The sequence below is a fragment of the Aerococcus loyolae genome (assembly GCF_002871915.2).
GTDB classification, from domain to species: domain Bacteria; phylum Bacillota; class Bacilli; order Lactobacillales; family Aerococcaceae; genus Aerococcus; species Aerococcus loyolae.
In genome coordinates this window covers 1,016,914-1,035,968 of sequence record NZ_CP126958.1, presented here as the reverse complement: position 1 = coordinate 1,035,968, position 19,055 = coordinate 1,016,914, and the positions used below count along the sequence as shown (strand labels likewise).

Annotated in this window: 16 protein-coding genes; 11 read left to right on the top strand and 5 right to left on the bottom strand. The window is 38.8% G+C overall.

The genetic code is table 11. The features are described 5' to 3' along the window. The first annotated feature begins 292 nt into the window (after positions 1–292). The 5 genes from CJ190_RS04740 (at position 293) to CJ190_RS04720 (ending at position 7,772) form a co-directional block, all read left to right on the top strand. Positions 293–4,144, top strand: coding sequence for a MucBP domain-containing protein (locus tag CJ190_RS04740; protein WP_101562014.1), 3,852 nt, complete (start codon positions 293–295; stop codon positions 4,142–4,144). Positions 4,145–4,387: 243 nt separating this feature from the next. Further along, positions 4,388–4,900, top strand: coding sequence for a ComE operon protein 2 (locus CJ190_RS04735; protein ID WP_064292474.1), 513 nt, complete (start codon positions 4,388–4,390; stop codon positions 4,898–4,900). A gap of 119 nt (positions 4,901–5,019) precedes the next feature. Further along, positions 5,020–6,366, top strand: a complete 1,347-nt coding sequence (gene gdhA, locus CJ190_RS04730) for an NADP-specific glutamate dehydrogenase (RefSeq protein ID WP_070597912.1) — start codon at positions 5,020–5,022, stop codon at positions 6,364–6,366. 97 nt (positions 6,367–6,463) lie between these two features. After that, the gene (locus CJ190_RS04725; protein WP_064292472.1) at positions 6,464–7,321 is read left to right on the top strand and encodes an NAD(P)H-hydrate dehydratase; all 858 of its coding nucleotides are present in this window, start codon (positions 6,464–6,466) and stop codon (positions 7,319–7,321) included. Further along, positions 7,314–7,772, top strand: coding sequence for an aminoacyl-tRNA deacylase (locus tag CJ190_RS04720; RefSeq protein WP_210382894.1), 459 nt, complete (start codon positions 7,314–7,316; stop codon positions 7,770–7,772). Before CJ190_RS04725 ends, CJ190_RS04720 begins: the two co-directional genes overlap by 8 nt. Here CJ190_RS04720 and CJ190_RS04715 read toward each other — a convergent pair. From CJ190_RS04715 to CJ190_RS04700, 4 genes are all read right to left on the bottom strand, one after another. Next, positions 7,738–8,337 carry a 5-formyltetrahydrofolate cyclo-ligase gene (locus CJ190_RS04715; RefSeq protein ID WP_064292471.1) on the bottom strand — a complete coding sequence of 200 codons (600 nt, stop codon included), beginning with the start codon at positions 8,335–8,337 and terminating at the stop codon, positions 7,738–7,740. The genes CJ190_RS04720 and CJ190_RS04715 overlap by 35 nt on opposite strands. Further along, on the bottom strand, positions 8,330–8,977 hold the full coding sequence (gene nth / locus CJ190_RS04710; RefSeq protein ID WP_064292470.1) for an endonuclease III: 648 nt from the start codon (positions 8,975–8,977) through the stop codon (positions 8,330–8,332). The genes CJ190_RS04715 and nth overlap by 8 nt, the downstream gene beginning before the upstream one ends. 87 nt (positions 8,978–9,064) lie before the next feature. After that, positions 9,065–9,499: a universal stress protein gene (locus CJ190_RS04705; protein ID WP_064292469.1), complete on the bottom strand. Its 435-nt coding sequence runs from the start codon at positions 9,497–9,499 to the stop codon at positions 9,065–9,067. A gap of 15 nt (positions 9,500–9,514) precedes the next feature. Beyond that, entirely contained in the window at positions 9,515–9,943 is a 429-nt protein-coding gene (locus CJ190_RS04700; protein WP_064292468.1) for a universal stress protein, read from the bottom strand. A 178-nt stretch (positions 9,944–10,121) separates the two neighbouring features. Here CJ190_RS04700 and pnuC point away from each other — a divergent pair, with 178 nt between their 5' ends. The 6 genes from pnuC (at position 10,122) to pip (ending at position 18,340) form a co-directional block, all read left to right on the top strand. Next, complete coding sequence (pnuC, locus tag CJ190_RS04695) at positions 10,122–10,748, top strand: nicotinamide riboside transporter PnuC (protein WP_013669740.1); 627 nt, start codon at positions 10,122–10,124, stop codon at positions 10,746–10,748. Positions 10,749–10,833: 85 nt separating this feature from the next. After that, complete coding sequence (locus CJ190_RS04690) at positions 10,834–11,739, top strand: diacylglycerol/lipid kinase family protein (RefSeq protein WP_064292512.1); 906 nt, start codon at positions 10,834–10,836, stop codon at positions 11,737–11,739. Between the two features lie 121 nt (positions 11,740–11,860). Then, complete coding sequence (gene mprF / locus CJ190_RS04685; RefSeq protein ID WP_101562015.1) at positions 11,861–14,344, top strand: bifunctional lysylphosphatidylglycerol flippase/synthetase MprF; 2,484 nt, start codon at positions 11,861–11,863, stop codon at positions 14,342–14,344. 65 nt (positions 14,345–14,409) lie between these two features. Further along, positions 14,410–14,853, top strand: a complete 444-nt coding sequence (locus CJ190_RS04680; RefSeq protein ID WP_064292465.1) for a hypothetical protein — start codon at positions 14,410–14,412, stop codon at positions 14,851–14,853. A gap of 182 nt (positions 14,854–15,035) precedes the next feature. Further along, the gene (locus CJ190_RS04675; protein WP_064292464.1) at positions 15,036–17,183 is read left to right on the top strand and encodes a PTS transporter subunit IIABC; all 2,148 of its coding nucleotides are present in this window, start codon (positions 15,036–15,038) and stop codon (positions 17,181–17,183) included. A gap of 218 nt (positions 17,184–17,401) precedes the next feature. After that, a complete protein-coding gene (pip, locus tag CJ190_RS04670; RefSeq protein WP_070597914.1) occupies positions 17,402–18,340 on the top strand; it encodes a prolyl aminopeptidase in 939 nt (312 codons plus the stop codon). A gap of 63 nt (positions 18,341–18,403) precedes the next feature. Here the strand turns inward: pip and CJ190_RS04665 are convergent, their stop codons facing one another. After that, positions 18,404–19,042, bottom strand: a complete 639-nt coding sequence (locus tag CJ190_RS04665) for an MBL fold metallo-hydrolase (protein WP_064292462.1) — start codon at positions 19,040–19,042, stop codon at positions 18,404–18,406. Positions 19,043–19,055: the final 13 nt, after the last annotated feature.

The window sequence follows — 19,055 nt, the reverse complement described above, 5'->3', positions numbered from 1 at the left end:
TTTCCGTGTACGAAAGGATTTTTTAATTCTATTACTATTGTAAGAATTAGGACTACTCCCTGTATTTATACCAGGTGAAAAGTCACAATTTATAAACTTGGGAATAGTATTAGCTGAATTAGAATGTAAGTGCTTATAAATTGTACGAAATCACATAGAAGGGATACGCTCCTTACGGTGTATTATTTTTTTAATTTTAACATCAAAGTCTTATAAAACCGCTTTTAAAAACACCCTAATTGTGTATAATATAATCATAATTTATAAATATGATAAGGAGAATAAAACATATATGAAGAATTATGAAAAAAGACAGCGATTTTCTATCAGAAAATTATCTGTGGGTGTTGGTTCTGTACTAATTGCTACTCTTTTGTTTGCTCAAGGAGGGCCTGTTTATGCGGACGAAATTTCTAATACTGACAATACACTTAGCCACGCTAGAGAGGAAGAAGCTCCGTCTTTAACTGGTGAAAAAAATGAGAACTTACCTGATAAAGTGAGTTTTTATAATGCTGGTGGGGCGCCAGAAAGTAGAGACACTAATAAAAATTCTCTAAACAAAGCTGAAAAATCTCAAGAAGTTAAAACAGTAGCGCCTACAAACGCTAAAGATCCTATGCCAACCGCAAGTGATTCCAATTTAAAAGTCACTCACTTTGTAAGGGATCCTGAAGTAGAAGGCACAGAACTTAAGTATGATGACGATCCTATAAAATATAACAAAGTAAGCCCCGCAAAATTACCTGAAAGGGTCGGTTTTGTAAAATCAGATGATGCAGATAAACGTGTCACTAACGTTTTCGCCCTGTCAGATCAATCGGGAAATAATGATGCTTATTTCATTGCTGTGAACACTAATTTAAAGACAAATGCATATGAAGGAAGTGTTTATGACAAGAATAAGAAGCTGATTAATACTTATAAATTAGATAAGAATGGTGAGATACCTCTTCCTCTCTTTGGTCAGGATGTAAACTTCTCTAAGGCCAACCTACCTAAAGTAAAATTCAAAGTAGATGAAAACGGAGAATATTTAGTATTTGACCGTGCCAAAGATTGGAAGCGAACAAATAAATATTCTGCGAAGAGTTTGTATGCAGCGGCAGTTAAGACTGTTATTCCTGATAAATATGAATACCATAATGGAGCCCATGACGAATACAACCAATCATTGCCACATAAGACAAAGGTTCTGGTCAATTATTTAGAAGTTGGAACAAAAAAACAATTAGCTCCTTCCCAAGAATTCCCTGCTTTCGTAGGAGATAGCTATATTACCAATAGTTCCAAAGATCGTTTTTATAAAGAGTTTAATAAAGACGATTATCGTTTGGTCAAAGCATCGAACTATCCTGAAGGTAAAATCAATGGTACTTATTGGGCTGGTAAGGGCTTTTCAATAGTCAATACGATTGTTAATAACGCAGCTAGCGTTTCTAGAACCTTTGTTGTTCGTCGTACAGTGGTTAATGATAATGGTGATATTGTCATTGAAATGTGGGATAAGGCTACAGGGGTTAAACTTCCAGTCAGAAACTATAAGACTGTTGTTGGAAAAGTCGTTGAACTAGTAAACAAAGAAAAAGTTAAAGAAGAAGATTATCAAGTATATGTTTCAGAACCAATCGCTTCATCAGTGGCAGGTGTGAAGTCAGATGCTAAGTACATCGGTGTCAATTTCTTATGGAAAGATGACAAAGGAATTTTATCATTTTCTAATGATGGAAAAACTCGTTATAAATTTAATGATATGCCAAAAGGGCAAAGATTATCTTACTGGACCAGCGGATGGCAACCTGCGGGGAAAGAGATCACTTATTGGTATGAACCAATCAATAAACCCAAAGGCTCTTTCCAAGAACACCATATCTACAGAACCGTTGATAAGAACGGAAATGTGATCTCTGAAGATTCAAAAGAAGACAGTAAGACCACTGAAGGAAAATCTTCTGATCAATACACCACTTCTAAGAAAGACAAAGCTGGTTATAAACTCGTTAAGGTAGAAGCTAAAAATGGTGGTCAGTTCGATAAAAATGGTGCTGAAACCAAAGCTAACTACGTTGACAATACCAAGCAAGAAGTCACCTACATTTATGAAAAAGTTCAAGAAGAAAAAGGCTCTTTCCAAGAACACCATATCTACAGAACCGTTGATAAGAACGGAAATATCCTTTCAACCGATGAAGTCACCGATGGTGAAACTTCTGAAGGAAAATCGAACGAAACTTACACCACCGCTAAGAAAGATAAGCCTGGATACAAATTGGTTAAGATTGAAGGTAAAAATGGTGGGAAGTTCGCTAAGGACGGCACCCAAACCAAGGCTAACTATGTTGACAATACCAAGCAAGAAGTCACCTACATTTATGAAAAAGTTCAAGAAGAAAAAGGTTCCTTCCAAGAACACCATATCTATAGAACCGTTGATAAGAACGGAAACATCCTATCAACTGATGAAGTCAGCGATGGTGAAACTTCTGAAGGAAAATCTTCTGATCAATACACTACCTCTAAGAAGGACAAGCCTGGCTACAAACTCGTTAAGGTAGAAGCTAAGAATGGCGGTCAATTCGATAAGAACGGTGCTGAAACCAAAGCTAACTATGTTGACAACACCAAGCAAGAAGTCACCTACATCTACGAAAAAGTTCAAGAAGAAGCACCAGTTGAGAAGAAAGGTTCCTTCCAAGAACACCACATTTACCGCACTGTAGATGAAGAAGGTAATGTGATTTCGACTGAGGAAAGAAAAGATAATGAAGTGACAACTGGTAAATCTGACCAAAGCTATACTACCTCAAAACAAGAAAAGGACGGCTATAAGTTAGTGTCAGTTACTCCAAGCACTGAAGAATCCAAGAAATCTGGGGTAAAGTTCTCCAAAGATGGTCAAGAAACTAAAGGTAACTATATTTCCGACAAGAAATTAGAAGTCACCTATGTTTATGAACGGGTTCAAAAAACCAAAGGTAGCTTCCAAGAACACCATATCTATCGTACAGTGGATGAAGACGGCAACGTCCTCTCAACCGATGAAACCAAGGATAATGAGGTAAGCAGCGGTAAAACAGATCAAAAATACACCACCTCTAAACAAGACAAGGGTGGTTACAAACTAGTTTCCGTTACTCCAAGTAACGAAGACTCTAAGAAGTTCGGTGTGAAGTTCTCTAAAGAAGGCCAAGAAACTAAAGGTAACTTTGTTTCCAACAAGAAATTAGAAGTCACCTATATTTATGAACGGGTACAAAAGACCAAGGGGAGTTTCCAAGAACACCACATTTACAGAACCGTTGATAAGAACGGGAATGTTCTTTCAACCGATGAAGTCACCGATGGAGTAATCAGTGAAGGAAAATCTTCGGACCAATATACTACCTCTAAGAAAGATAAGTCTGACTACACACTGGTTAAGATCGAAACGAAAAATGGTGGCCAATTCGACAAGAATGGTGCTGAAACCAGAGCCAACTATGTTGAAAATACTAAACAAGAAGTGACCTATATCTATGAAAAAGTCCAAGAAGAGCCACCAGTAGAAGAACAAGGCACATTCCAAGAACACCATATCTATCAAACAGTTGATGAAGAAGGAAAAGTTGTTTCAGTTGATGAGCTAGTAAATATTCCTGAAACTAGTGGAAAATCGACTGACCAATACATCACTTCTAAAAAAGATAGGCCAGGTTACCGCTTAGTGAAAGTGGAAGCTAAGAACGGGGCGCACTTTGATAAGGCAGGCAAGAGTACGCAAGGCCAATACATCGAAAATATCAAGCAAGAAGTCACCTATATCTATGTGAAGTTACAGGATATTAAAAAATCTGTTCAAGAACATAATAGCCGCCAAACGAATGATAAGGTTAAGAAAGTAGATTCAGTTGACAAGGTAGTAGAAGTGCTGCCAGAAACCAGCAAGAAAATTTCTACTCAGTACACTCCAGCTAAGGGGAGTGAAAAAGATGGAGACGCTTCTTTTGATAATCCAAGTGAATATACTAAACTAGCTACTACACCAACGAATGCTTCCTCTAGTCTACCTAAGACTGGGTCTATCGGCTCATCTTCACTGACATCAGTTTTTGGGCTAGCTCTTACTCTAGTAGGTGTTAGAGTCTTTAAGAAAAGAAAGATTTAATTTTTACAGGAACTTCACTTTATGACTACTTATAGTGAGTAATTCGTTTTAAACTAAGTGTTAAATAAAAATATGGTTATGTAAAGCAACCCCTCCAAACTATACTTCGAGTAGCTAGGAGGGGTTTTGTTGACTTATTATAGTAATTTTACAAGTAGGATAATTTCATATTTAACCTTTACATTTCTTTTCAAGGCTCTAAGCTTTGGTATAATGAGAGTATCAAGAAATAGGGGGATAGTCATGAAGCGTATACCTTGGGATCAGTATTTTTTATCACAAGCCTTGGTTTTGTCGATGCGGAGCACTTGTGACCGTTTGATGGTGGGTGCTGTGATCGTTAGAGATAATCGTGTTATCGCTGGAGGCTATAATGGTTCTGTCAGTGGAGAAACCCATTGCAGTGAAGGGGGATGTTACTTGGAAGATGGGCATTGTGTGCGTACGATTCATGCTGAAATGAATGCGATTATTCAGTGCGCTAAATTTGGTGTTTCTACTGAGGGCGCTGAAATTTATGTGACGCATTTCCCTTGCTTGCCTTGTACTAAACAAATTATTCAAGCGGGAATAAAAAAAGTTTCTTATCTCTATGATTACCACAATCATCCTTACGCCCTGGAACTCTACCAAAAAACCGGGGTAACGGTCTGGAAGAGACAGTTAGAAGATGACTTCTTCCATCAACTTCACCAACAAAATTTACGCAATTGTGAGAAGGAAAAACAGAGCAAAGAAAAGAATTCGCTTTCATAATCAGAATTGTCTGACATCTAATTCATTATCTGCTATAATCTTCATATGATTTAATCGTTCTCCATAGGAAAAGGTTTTATCAGTTTATATCTATACTCAATAGAAAGTGTGAATGTAATATGAACGCAAAAGAATATCTTCAAGAAACACGTCAATTGTGGGATAAGAAGTATGAACAGGAACCAGAATTTTTACAAGTTCTTCATGAATTTGTAGATAGTGTTGAACCTGTTTTTGAAGAACATCCCGAATATATTGAGGCTAACCTATTACAAATTTTAGCTATTCCAGAACGTATCATTGAGTTTAGAGTGCCTTGGATGGATGATCAAGGCAAGGCTCGAGTTAACACCGCTTTTCGGGTTCAATTTAATTCAGCAATTGGTCCCTACAAAGGTGGCCTACGTTTCCATCCAACCGTTAATAAGAGTATTTTAAAATTCTTAGGTTTTGAACAAATCTTTAAAAACAGCCTAACCGGCTTACCTATTGGCGGAGGTAAGGGTGGTTCTGACTTTGATCCTAAGGGGAAATCTGACCAAGAGATTATGCGCTTTTGTCAAAGCTTTATGACCGAATTACAAAAATATATCGGTCCTGATATGGACGTTCCAGCAGGGGACATTGGTGTGGGTGCCCGTGAAGTTGGCTACTTATACGGCCAATATAAACGCCTAAATGGTTTCCAAAATGGTGTGATTACTGGAAAACCTTTAACTTATGGAGGTTCACTCGCTCGTACCCAAGCCACTGGCTATGGGGCAGTTTATTTCTTGAATAATATGTTAGCTGCCAAGGGAGAAGCCATTGAAGGCAAACGGATTATGATCTCTGGGGCTGGTAATGTGGCTATTTATGCTGCTGAAAAGGCTCAAGAACTTGGCGCTACTGTCCTTACAGTCTCTGACTCCAATGGTTACGTCGTTGATGAAGAAGGCATCGATATTGATTTACTAAAAGACGTCAAGGAAAATAGACGTGAACGGATCAAAGTGTATGCTGAAGAACGACCAAGTGCTAGTTATTATGAAGGTGTTGTTTGGAAACACGCTATTGATGTTGATGTGGCTATGCCTTGCGCTACTCAAAATGAAGTGAAAAAACCGGGTGCTGAACAAGCCGTAAAGAATGGGGTTAAATATGTTTCTGAAGGTGCCAATATGCCTTTAGATAAAGCTGCAACAGATACCCTTCTTGAAGCCGGTGTATTTGTTGGCCCAGCTAAAGCAGCTAATGCAGGTGGGGTGGCCGTATCAGCCCTAGAAATGTCTCAAAATAGTCAAAGATTATCTTGGACCTTTGAAGAAGTCGACCAAAAATTAAAAGATATCATGGACAATATCTATCAACAAGCGACTTCAGCCGCTGAAAAATACACCAATGATCCTTATAACTTAATTGCAGGAGCAAACATTGCTGGTTTTAGTAAAGTTGCTCAAGCGATGTTATCTCAAGGACTTGTTTAATCCTTTTAAAAAGAGTATATTGTTGAAAAAGAGCGATGATTAAAATCGCTCTTTTTCGTAATCAAATTATACTGGGCAAAGAGAAAGGGATGAGCAAATGGAGAAAGTTGAAATTGAGAAATCTGAAATTATTCAACATTTTCCCAAGCGCCAAGCCAATTCATATAAGGGCGACTACGGCAATATTGTTTTGATCGGAGGCAATCAGTCCATGGGTGGTGCAATTCAGATGGCTGCCATGGCTTGTGTCAATAGTGGGGCAGGACTGACGACTGTCTTTACCGATCCAGTGAACCGGCCTGCCATCCATAGCGTTTTACCTGAAGTGATGGTTAGTGATTGGCGTCGGCAAGATAGCTTGAAAAAGGCCATTGAAAAGGCTGATGTGATTGGCATCGGGCCAGGCTTTGGTCGCGACCATTCACGCTTTAACCAGATTATGTTGCTCATTAAACAAGTTATTACTGATAAAATATTGGTTATTGATGCCGATGCGATTTCTATTCTCAGTCAAAAAGATCAAGGCTTAGACCAATTATCCCAGGCAAAATATCTCGTTTTGACTCCACATTATGGGGAGTGGGAACGCTTATCGCATGGTGAAATTTCCTATCACGATAATGAAAGAATTCAATCATTCGTTAACCAATATCAGCTGAATTTGGTCCTTAAAGGAGCACCTAGCCGTTTATATTTTGCTGACCATTCTAAATTTTATCAATTAGCTATCGGCAATCCTGGTATGGCAACTGGTGGAATGGGTGATACTTTGACTGGGATGGTTTGTGGCTTTATGGGCCAATATACAGATCATGAAGCCGCTTTGAAAGCAGCGACTTTTCTCCATAGTTATATTGCAGACCGCATTTACCAAGATCAATATATTGTTCGCCCTAGTCAAATCGCTGATCTCTTACCCAGAGTTATGAAAGAGATGGAGGCAGAACGTGAGTAAAAAACATAAAAAGACCAATGCTATGCGCCTCTTAGACCAGGCAAAGATCTCTTATGAAGAAGCCATCATTCCATATAGAGATGGTAGTTTTCAACCGCAAGAAGGGAAATCGTCCTACAAGACCTTGGTGGCCAGGACCCATGACCATGAAATCGTTGTATTTGTGATACCGCTTGACCAAGAGTTTGACCTTAAGCAATGTGCCCGCGTTATTAATAGTAAGCGAGTTGAATTAGTCCATGTTAAGGAACTATTGGACCTCACCGGCTATGTGAGAGGCGGTTGTTCGCCTTTAGGTATGAAGAAAAAATATCGTACTTGGTACAATGACTCTTGTCTTAAGGAAGAGGAAATATTTGTCAGTGCTGGTGAACGGGGCAAACAAATCGGTCTGGATCCTAAGGCTCTAATAGAAGTTACTCAAGGAAAGGTCGGTCACTTGATTCGTTAGTCGAAAAGATACCACTTTCACTTATAATGTAATCTGCTTTTATGTCATAGTCATTACAAGGAATATCTGAGGTCATTAGTTTATCGAAGTAAGGAATTATGGTTATTCCTTTAAAATCAACCAAGAGGCGGTCATAATAGCCTCCACCGTAACCTAAACGTTGTCCATGGCGGTTACAACTTAAGCAGGGTAAAATAATGAGATCTAGCATACTAATGCCAGCTTGGGGACTATTAGCCTGAGGCTCTAAAATGTCATATTTACTTTTTTGATAAGTGCTTGATTCATTCACGTAGTGCAAACCAAGTGATTTTCCCTCAACTCGGGGCAGAAGAACTTGAATTTCTTGCTTAAAACAAAAATTAATCAGTTCTTGGGTATTAAATTCATAGGGCAGACTGGAAAAAAGTAATATACGCTTAGCTTGGTTAAAAATCGAAAAGTTGACTAATTTATGGCTAATGATTTCATTTGCCCACTGATAATACGATTGAGGGAGGGTTTGACGCTTGCTTTTTATTTTTTGACGTAGACTAGCTTTTGCTTTATCGATTTCATCAGTCATTTCGCTTTATCTCCTTATCTTGGTGGGGATTTAATTGCGGGTAACGATAACATTGAGGGCTACGGGCAGTACAAATCGTCCTGCCAAAGGCAATTAAAGCATGGTGGGCATCCTTCCACTCACTAGCAGGCAGGACCCTAGTAATTCGTTTCTCCACTTCTCTTACCGTAGCATTTGGATCAACAAAGCGATGATTTTTTGCTATGCGAGTGATGTGGGTATCGACAGCAAAGGCTGGCTGGTCAAAGCCTAGGCTGAGAACGACACTGGCTGTTTTCCTCCCCACACCACTAAGACTTTCTAAATCCCTGCGTTGATTGGGAACTTGTCCACCATACTTGTCGATTAATTGTTGACCCATTGCATGCAGATAACGTGCCTTGCTATGATAGAGGCCTAGCTGGTTGATATAGGGCTCAATGACCTGAGGGCTAGCCTCTGCTAAGTGTTTGGGTGTGGGAAAAGCTTTAAAAAGGTCAGGGGTCACTTCATTGACCTTTTTATCAGTGGATTGAGCACTGAGCATCACAGCGATGAGTAATTGGTAAACAGAATTAAAGTTTAAGCTAGGGCCAGCGTCGGGAAAGAGGGCCATAATTTCTTTCAGAACGGATAAAGTTTCTGAATCAGTTAAAAGCAATAAAAACACCTTTTCTATTAAATATAAGTAAATTTTACAAAAAAAGAAGTTGGCAGGGTGGCCAGCTTCTTTTTTATTAAGCAGGAACTATTTAGCAATGAAAACATCACAGGCCGCATGGATCATAATATACTCAGAAACAGACCCAATGAGTAAGCGATCAAGTACGCCTTTACCGGTTGAACCCATCATAATTAAATCAATTTCATGTTCTTCGGCAAAGTCAAGAATTTCTTTCCTAGGATCACCGGGGCGAGCTTCAATGGCTATATCCTTAATTCCGGATTCTTGAGCTTCTTTTTGATAATTCTTTAATAATTCTTGGTAGGCGCATAATTCATGGTCATGGGCTTTTAAATTAAAATCATCAAAATCATAGCGTAAGAAATCTGCAGCTACACTAAAAATATAGAGTTTAGCTTGATAAATATGAGCATATTCAAGGGCTTGTTTAAAGGCAGCCTTGGCTGGCTCTGAACCATCAATAGGTACCATTATTTTTTGAATACTTTTTTCTGGCATAATTAACCTTCCTTACTAGCGTACAATGAGCACCGAAACAGGAGAGTGACGGACAACGAATTGAGAAACGGAGCCCATAAAGAGACGTTCTCTAGCGTTTTTCCCAGTTGCTCCAACAACAATCAATTCAAAGGCAGGATCTTCCTTTAAAAGGTGAATGATTTGTCGCTTAGGCTCGCCCACAAAGACCTCAACATTAACTTGGTCAAAGCCAAATTGATCCTTAGCAAGTTGGCGGTAATTATTAAGTAATTCTTGCCGTTGGCCGACGAGGCTGTGAGAATAATCACTCTCTTCACGGTTAGATAAGATATCTTCATCGATAACAGATACCAGGTACAAGTTGGCTTCTTTAGCCTTAGCGACAGTGACCGCTTCAACAAAAGCATCACGAGCTTGGTCGGAGTCATCAACAGCAACTAAAATTTTTCTTTTTATTGACATAAATATTCCTCCCTTATATAAACGTTTTCTTTATTATTATTTTAGCAATCTAAACACTTATAATCAATAATAGCCTGAGGCTCTAACTTTGACTAGTAGGAGTAAATTTTCCATGGTAAGATATTTAACAGGTTTATCTATCATTCAATAAAAATACATATATAGGAGGATCAATTGAGTGAAAAAAGAATATCGTCAAAGTCTTAATTTAATCACTGATATTTTACTAGTTGCCATCACAGCCTGGGGGTCTTTTCAAAATGGTTGGTTTAATTTACCCAACTTGGTTTCCTGGATGGGGCTAATTGGAGTTATTGGTTTGGCTAAGAAGTGGCAAGGTAATTTCATTTTTAACGCGATTCAAAATATCTCTGCTGCTATAGTAGCTGGCCGTAATCGGATCTTTGGTGACATGTTTACCAGCATTTATTATTTATTTACCCAAATTTTTGGTTTTCAACAATGGCAACACCATAAAGATGAATCTGGGGAGCTTATTGTAGACGAAAAAACGAATTGGCGTTTAGTAGGTTTCGCTGTTTTAGTGGGGTTCTTTGGATTGGGGACCGTTTCTTATTTTCTCGGTGGCGTATTTATCTTCTGGGATGCATTTAATAATGCGACAGCTATCATTGCTCAATACATGCAATTGGTGCAAAGAAAGCGGGCCAGCTGGATTTTATGGTTAATCACTAATCTTATCTCCCTTTATATTTTCCTCATGCAGGGGGTACCACAAATGGCCATCATGTATTTCGTTTTTTCACTCAATGCCTGCCGCGGTTTTATTAACTGGAAAAATTAGGCCAGCATAACAGGTGATTAGACTGTTAAATAGGCAAAATAATCTGTACAATTAGATTACAATAGTTAAAAAGAGGGGGATAATGATGACTAAGGTTATGATAATTGTCAATCCAGGATCTGGAGATAATCAAGGCGAGGAATACGGAAAACGGCTAGCTGATTTTCTTAATGGTAAGTTTGACCAAGTCGATATAAAAAAGACTGAAGGGGACAATGACGCATTGAAGTTTGCACAGGAAGCCTGTCAAGACCATTATGATTCTTTATTTACTGTTGGTGGCGATGGAACTATTAATGAAGCGGTCAATGGACTCGCTGGCCAAGATTTCCGACCCACTTTAGGTTTCTTTCCAGCGGGAACCAACAATACTTTTGCCCAATTATTTAATATTTCTGAAGATATTGATCAGTATATCGAGGACTTAGATTTAGAAGAAAGCCATAGCTTAGATATTGGTCGCTGTAATGATCAATATTTCAATTACTATGTGTGTTTCGGTAAGTTAATTGAAGCCACCACCGGAACCAGTTCCGAGGAGAAATCTCAATTTGGTTCCTTTGCTTACCTAAAGAATATTTTATCGGCCCTACCTAAGGATGATACCCATCCTATTAAAATAGAATCCGATACTGAAAGTTTTGAAGGTCAAGCCAGTCATGTATTTGTCCTATTAACTAACCAGGTGGGAAACCTGGTCTTCTCAAATGAACAAAGTAATTTGCAAGATGGACAATTTCAAGTCTATATCCTGACCGATGAATCGACTGGATCAAAATTATCTGCCCTTAAGGATATTCTTTTTGGTCAATTAGAAGATAATGACTCGATCAAAAGTTTTGCCTGTTCCAAGTTAACCATCACTAATTCTGATGATAATGAAACCCAGGTCGATATTGATGGTAACGATGGGCCTTATCTCCCATGCGAAATTGAATTATTGCCTAAGCACATTAATTTCTATGTCCCTAAGACCCAGGCAGTTCAATAAAGTCTAATTTAAATAAATTTAAGACAATTTAATAAGGCTTTAGTGTATACTAAGGAAAAGTAATAGGAGTCTAGTATGACTCCTATTTTAATTATAAAAAAATAAAGGAACATCCTATATTATGAAAGATATTTATAATCGCTATCATAAAATGTTTAAAATAGTATTTTATATTTTACTGATCTTATTTTTCGGCTATCTCATTCAAAATGAATTACGGTCGATTAATTGGTCCTTGTTTTTTGATTCCTTAGCTGATCTACCTGCCTTTACACGCCTGGCCTTAGTAATCTTTGGATTATTAGGCTTTAGCTTTAACGGTTGGTATGACTATGTCGCTACCCGTAACTACACGGTGACTGCCCATAGCTATAAAATTTTACAAATGGGCTGGATAAGCCAAGCATTTAATGAATTCATCGGCTTAAGTGGCTTTACAGGTGCTGCTCTCAGAAATAATTTTTATCAAAAGCATGGTTTGAAACCTAAGCAAGCCATACAAATTTCCTTAGAAACCTGGTTTGCCAGTTTTCTGGGCTTAGGCGTCTTATTATTAATCGTCTTGCTATCAGGAAAAATTGACGGTTATTCACTCTTACTTCCGTTGATTTATTTACTCTACCTGCCTTTGTATTTTTTCTATGATAAGTTGCCCATAGCTAGAAAATTGGGTGAAAAATTTGGTCTAGAAGCTATCACTTGGAAGAAGAAATTTGCTTACCTATCCGCTTCGCTGTGTGACTGGGTAGCTTCTTTTACCTATTTTTACATTGTGATGTTAATTTTTATGCCGCATTTATCACCTATATTCGCCATGATGGTCTATAGTTTCGCTAACGTCGTAGGGATTTTAAGTTTTATTCCAGGAGGTTTGGGGACCTTTGACCTGACAGTATTATTAATGATGCAAAATGCCGGTTATAATCCCGATCAAGTTTTGGCAGCGATTGTTATCCTCCGGGTATGTTACTACGTTATTCCCTGGTTATTAGCTTGTTTCTACGTTTTCCATAACTGGTTTACCAGTAAACTATTCGAAGAGGATATGAAGATAAAGGCTTGGGGAAAGTGGATTGTGCGTTTTGTTTCCTTCCTCCTCTTAGTTAATGGTTTGGTTTTAATTTCTTCAGTGATTTCACCAGCCGTTCCTGAACGGATTCATTTGCTTAAATACTTAATTCCCAGATCTTTACAGAGTGTCTCCATTCTTTTGGTTCTTTTAATTGGGTGTACTGCCTTTATTTTATCCTTTGGCTTATTTAAGCGGATCAGAAGGGCATTATGGCTAACACTTATTCTCTTACCCCTAGGAGCCGTTGCTTGTATGATCAAGGGCTTAGACTATGAAGAAGCGATCTTCTTACTCATATCGACTTATTTACTCTACCAGTCCCGATTTCTCTTTACTCGCAATCATTTGGCATTAAACCGTAAGAATATTTTACTCAGCTTTTTCGCCTGTGCGGGCCTCTTATTAATCATCTTTTTAATCACCGGGCACTTTAGACATATGCCTTTTACCCGCCATGTCTATTTATTAAACCCTTTACACATTTTTTTCTACCTGGTAATTGCCAGTTTGTTGACTATTTTAGTGTTATTTAGCCGCAGTGAACGTCTGGATTTCCTGCCACCATCATTGGATGAAATTAAGCTTTACGAACAACTTATTGCTGAATATGGGGGAAGCGAATATAGCCACTTGGTCTATTTGAAAGATAAGATGATCTTTTTTAATAGCCAACAAACTGTTGCAATCTTATACCGCCCCTCATCGGATAATTTAATCGCCCTGGGCGACCCTATCGGTAACAGTCAGGATTTCCCTAGTGCCTTAGAAGAATTCTTGGAATATGCTGAACACATGGATATGGCGGTCGGCTTTTATGAAGTCACTCCTCATTACCTGGATGCCTTTTGTAGTTTAGGCTACGCAACCTTGAAAATAGGGGAGTCGGCGATAATTGATTTAGATGAATTTACTTTTGAAGGTAAGAAAAATAAAAACCGGCGTTCCGTTCGCAATGACATGACCCGGGCCGGGCTTTATTTTGAAGTTTACCAACCACCTTATGATGATGAATTTATCCATGACTTGCGGCAAATTTCTGATCAATGGCTTAATAAGCGGGAAGAGATGAGCTTTTCCATGGGGGCTTTCTATGAAGATTACCTAGACAGAGAGCGAATTGCGGTCTTAAGAGATGAGGAAGCGATCTATGCCTTTGCAAGTATTATGCCGATATCGGAAGACATGATTTCAATAGATTTAATGCGTTATATCAGTCATGATGCGGGCGATGTCATGCAAATGCTGATCTTGCAGTTATTGCAATGGGCCAAAGATCTAGGCTACCACCGCTTTGTTTTAGGGATGGCTCCCTTGGCTAATGTAGGGACAAAATCTTATGCTAGCCCTCGGGATAAGACATTACATCTGGTATATGATTTTGGTAATCGTTTTTACGGTTTTAAAGGATTACGTGCCTACAAATCTAAATTCCGTCCTGAGTGGGAAAACCGCTATATTATTTATCCAAATCAAACCACTTTAATCAAGATTTTAATTAGTTTATTAGATATTACCCACAAGACAAGGGATTAATGTTTATTTTTTAAGGAATTTCGATTACACTAAATAGAAACGACGATAGGAAAGGAAGCGATATCATGTCACAAACCGTTTATACCGTATACTGGGAAAATAAACGTGATGGTGTCCGCAAAGAGCACGGGACCTTTGCGAGTGAAGAAGAGGCTTTAGCAGGGATCAAAGCTTGGTGGGAGTTACAAAAGGACAAATATGACAATGTCCAAACTGTTCGCACTAATACCGGAGCCTTAGAAATCCAATACGAAGATGATAATTATGTCTATCGGATTGAGGAGGAACAATTAGATGGCCAGCTGCCAAAAAAATCCTATACTTTAAGGAAATCTGGTCAAATTGAGGCGGAAAGAAACAAATATGATGTCGATGACGATTATTATCTTTTCGATGAATTAGCCGAACCTTATCGTGACCGTCTGATTGTAGCTATGAATGACAGCCAAAAGGCCCGCCAATATATCTATAACGAACGCGGCCAACTCATCAAAAAATTAGGCCAATAAAATTTCAGTTAAAAGCACAAGAGAGTCAATTTTCCTTTAAAAGGAACTTGGCTCTCTTTTTTTGACCAGATAAGGGTATTGGAAACGCTTTATAACAAAAGGGGTATTGAAAAAGCTTAATTTTATGATTAAACTAGTTAGGGTGTTCTTAATTGTCAATTGATAGAAGGAGGAAAAAAACAATGAAAGAGAAACTTTTTGAAAGTTTGCAACGTTTAGGGAAAACCTTTATGTTACCAATTTCAATTCTACCCTTAGCTGGTTTATTTCTAGGGATATCAGCTTCTTTTACAGGTGAAACATTTGTGAAAATGTATCACTTAGAAAATATTCTTTCACCAGGAATGCCGCTCCATAGTATTTTAAGTGTTTTAGGAGACTGCGGTGCCGTTGTCTTTGATAACCTAGGTTTATTGTTTGCTATATCCATTGCCTTAGGTTTGGCTAGAAGCGAGAAAGGGGTGGCAGCCTTATCAGCTGTGGTGGGCTACTTTATGATGTACGCTTCACTATCTAGTTCCATCATCCACCTCCGTGGATTAGAAGAATTGGAAAAAATACCAGGATTGATTATTTCATTACTGGGCTTTGAGCATACTATGAACCTCGGTGTTTTCGGTGGGATTATTATTGGCTGTCTAGTGGCTTGGCTACATAATCGTTATTATAAGATCGAACTCCCTGATGCCTTGTCATTTTTTGCCGGAACTCATTTTGTACCAATAGTTTCAGCAGTTGCAGGGGTTCTTAGTGGACTTATTTTATCTTTTATCTGGCCGTATTTCGCTGCTGGGATTGCTAATCTCGGTCAGCTTATCGCCAATACTGGCCACTTAGGGACCTTCCTTTACGGTTATATTTATCGTGCCTTAATCCCATTTGGATTGCATCATATTTTTTATTTACCATTTTGGCAAACTGCTGTAGGTGGAACTGCTGTCGTTGATGGAACCACTGTTGTGGGCGCTCAAAATATTATTTTTGCCCAATTAAAGGCTGGTGAAGCTATTTCACCCGATGCAGCTAGATTCTTTGCCTTCCAATTTCCAGAGATGATTTTTGCCTTACCAGCTGCGGCCTACGCCATGTACTGGGCCGCTAGATCAGATAAGAAGACCATGGTCAAGGGGCTATTATTTTCTGCATCCCTAACCTCAATTGTAACTGGGATTACGGAGCCGATTGAATTTACTATTTTATTTGCGTCTCCCTTACTTTATTTTGGGGTGCATTGTGTGCTCTTTGCCTTATCTACTGTCTTAGTCCATATTGCCGGAGTAGGGGTTGGACTAACTTTCTCAGGAGGCTTAATTGACTTTATTCTTTACGGCGTCTTGCCAGGCAATGCAAGAACGCATTGGGTTCCAGTAGTTATTATCGGTATTATTTACGCTATTGTCTATTTCTTCCTCTTCCATTGGATTATTAAGAAATTTGACTTGGATACTCCAGGAAGAAAGGCAGATACTTCATTACATACTAAAGAAGAATTTCGAAACAAAAATGCGCTTAATGGCTTGAGTGAGAATGACCAAAGAGCTTATCAAATTGTTAGCGGATTAGGTGGTACCGATAACCTCGTTGATGTTGATAATTGTGCCACTCGTCTACGGGTAACGGTCAAAACTGGTGATGAGGTTAATAAGGAAGCCCTACAAGCCACTGGAGCAGCCGGCGTTGTGGTACGTGGTAATAGTGTTCAAGTCATCTATGGGACCACGGTATCAACCATAAAGACCCAAGTCACTGAATTCATCGAGAGTGGTCAAGCCCCCAAAACAGCGGCAACAGTCGTGAATGAAAAGCAAGAAGAAGATCTCAAGGAATCAGCTCAAGTCGTTAATGATCAAGCAATTTTAACTGGTATCCCAGTAGAACTTTATGCGGTTGCAGATGGTAAAGTCATTAGCATTGATAAGGTGGAAGATGAGGTCTTCTCTCAAAAGATGATGGGAGACGGCTATGCTATCCAACCTAGTCATGGCCAAGTGGTCGCGCCAGTAAGTGGGAAAATCTTAAACATCTTTCCAACTAAGCATGCCCTTGGTATCCAAAGTGATGAAGGACTTGAAATCCTCGTTCACATGGGTTTAGACACCGTTGAACTCAAGGGAGAAGGCTTTGCTATTCAGGTTGAAGAAGGACAAAGTGTTCAAGCTGGGGATCCGCTAGCTCAAATGGACCTAGCAAGTATCGAAGCCAGAGGTAAAGCTTGTGACATTATGGTTGTCTTAACCAATAGTGATAAGGTTAATAGACTCGATGTTCTTGATCAAAAACAAGTCACAGCTGGCGAAAAGGTCGGCGAAGCCTTATTAAATAAGGAATAGAGTGTTAATTAGTATTACTTAACTACAGGTCCTAGTGGTGGAACAAATCGTCTACTGCTAGGCCTTTTTATATAGTAATAGTTCGGCAGAATTTCGCTTAAAAGTTCTAAATCATTACTTACTTTATGAATTTACTTAATTATTTTAATAGACGAAACAAGCTTTAGGGTATACTATAAAGAGAAAGTTAGTGCAGTTATTAAGAAAGGGGTTAGACAATGGAAGCAGGTTATCAAAATACAGAAGTTAATCAAAGCTTTTACTTACAAGTGGACGATCAGCATAAATTGTATGTCGAAGACTGTGGAAACACAAAAGGGCAGCCAGTTATTTTTCTACATGGAGGTCCTGGGAGCGAGATTACTCCAAGTTGTCGCTTATTTTTCGACCCTGAAAAATATCATATTATTTTATTTGACCAACGAGGGACAGGGAAGAGTAAGCCTTTTTTGAGTACCAAGAATAATACTCCTTTTGATAGCGTTCGCGATATGGAACTGATCCGTGAATACTATGGCTATGACAACTGGTTTGTTTTTGGGGGCTCCTACGGGTCGACCTTGGCTTTAGTCTACGCCATTTTGCATCCTGAGCGGGTGGAACAATTGATATTAAGAGGGATCTTTCTTGGGCGTCAAGAAGAGATTGAATGGTTGTATGAAGGTGGGGCAGCTAAATTTTATCCCGAAGCTTACGAAAAATACCTATCGCTCTTGAGTGATGAGGAGCAAAAAAATTGCGTCCATGCTTATTATCAAAAAATCCATCAGGGAGATAAAGAAGCCCATCAAGCAGCATGTAGGTATTGGACCAAGTGGGAATCTTCCTTACTGACCTTACTGCCTCATTTTCCCGAAGAAGACCAACTGAGTCCAAGTGAAGAAGCGACAGCCGTTTTAGAATCGCATTACTTTGAAAATCATATGTTTTTTGAAGAAGATAATTATATTTTAAATAATGTTCACCGCTTTAATGATATCCCGATGGAAATTGTCCAAGGACGGTATGATGTCATTTGCCCACCAAATTCAGCCTACCAACTCCACCAAGCTTGTCCAAAATCAAATTTACATCTGGTAGAAGCCAGTGGTCATAGCCCTTACGATCCTGAAATGTTAAAAATAATAGTAGCTATTATGGACCAATTAACCGAATAAAAGAAAAAGCACGCCTCAAGATGACTTAGAATGATAAGTGATCGTTGAAGCGTGCTTTTCTATTTAATTAAAAAAGGGGTTAGATATCTTTTCCTCAGCAATCGTAGAAGACCCATAATGACCTGGATAAACCAGGGTGTTCTCGGGTAGACTAAACAATTTTTGTGAAATACTTTGCATAATCGCTTGACTATCTCCACCCGGGAAGTCGGTTCGACCAATAGTGCCTTTAAAGAGGGTATCCCCAGTCATCATAAAGGGCTGGCCGCTATTATTAAAGAATAAACAAGTACTTCCCTGAGTATGGCCTGGTGTATGGATAGGGGTAAAGTCAATACTTCCTATACTTTGGTCTTGGTCATCTTGGTAGTAATCATCGGCCGCTTGAAAAGTCAAGTGACCTAAACCAATAAAGGGACTCATGTTATACATAGGATCACTTAACCAGGGCGCCTCAGCTTGATTAATATAGACCGGAATTTGGTAATATTGACGGATATCATCTAAGGCACCGATATGGTCACAATGGCCATGAGTAATTAAGACTGCTAGGGGTTTTAGCTGTAAATTTTGAATTTCAGAACGAATTTTGTCCGCTGAAGAACCGGGATCAATAATTAAGGCTTCTTTATTTTGCTCGTTATAGACGAGATAGGTATTCGCCTCTAACACCTCAGTAACGACTCGGGATACTTTGAGCATAAGTTGACCTCCT

Excerpts from the sequence above, each read along its gene's own strand:
- CJ190_RS04740 (WP_101562014.1), top strand. The coding sequence starts at position 293 with ATGAAGAATTATGAAAAAAGACAGCGATTTTCTATCAGAAAATTATCT.
- CJ190_RS04735 (WP_064292474.1), top strand. The coding sequence starts at position 4,388 with ATGAAGCGTATACCTTGGGATCAGTATTTTTTATCACAAGCCTTGGTT.
- gdhA (WP_070597912.1), top strand. The coding sequence starts at position 5,020 with ATGAACGCAAAAGAATATCTTCAAGAAACACGTCAATTGTGGGATAAG.
- CJ190_RS04725 (WP_064292472.1), top strand. The coding sequence starts at position 6,464 with ATGGAGAAAGTTGAAATTGAGAAATCTGAAATTATTCAACATTTTCCC.
- CJ190_RS04715 (WP_064292471.1), bottom strand. The coding sequence starts at position 8,337 with ATGACTGATGAAATCGATAAAGCAAAAGCTAGTCTACGTCAAAAAATA.
- CJ190_RS04705 (WP_064292469.1), bottom strand. The coding sequence starts at position 9,499 with ATGCCAGAAAAAAGTATTCAAAAAATAATGGTACCTATTGATGGTTCA.
- CJ190_RS04700 (WP_064292468.1), bottom strand. The coding sequence starts at position 9,943 with ATGTCAATAAAAAGAAAAATTTTAGTTGCTGTTGATGACTCCGACCAA.
- CJ190_RS04690 (WP_064292512.1), top strand. The coding sequence starts at position 10,834 with ATGACTAAGGTTATGATAATTGTCAATCCAGGATCTGGAGATAATCAA.
- mprF (WP_101562015.1), top strand. The coding sequence starts at position 11,861 with ATGAAAGATATTTATAATCGCTATCATAAAATGTTTAAAATAGTATTT.
- CJ190_RS04680 (WP_064292465.1), top strand. The coding sequence starts at position 14,410 with ATGTCACAAACCGTTTATACCGTATACTGGGAAAATAAACGTGATGGT.
- CJ190_RS04675 (WP_064292464.1), top strand. The coding sequence starts at position 15,036 with ATGAAAGAGAAACTTTTTGAAAGTTTGCAACGTTTAGGGAAAACCTTT.
- pip (WP_070597914.1), top strand. The coding sequence starts at position 17,402 with ATGGAAGCAGGTTATCAAAATACAGAAGTTAATCAAAGCTTTTACTTA.
- CJ190_RS04665 (WP_064292462.1), bottom strand. The coding sequence starts at position 19,042 with ATGCTCAAAGTATCCCGAGTCGTTACTGAGGTGTTAGAGGCGAATACC.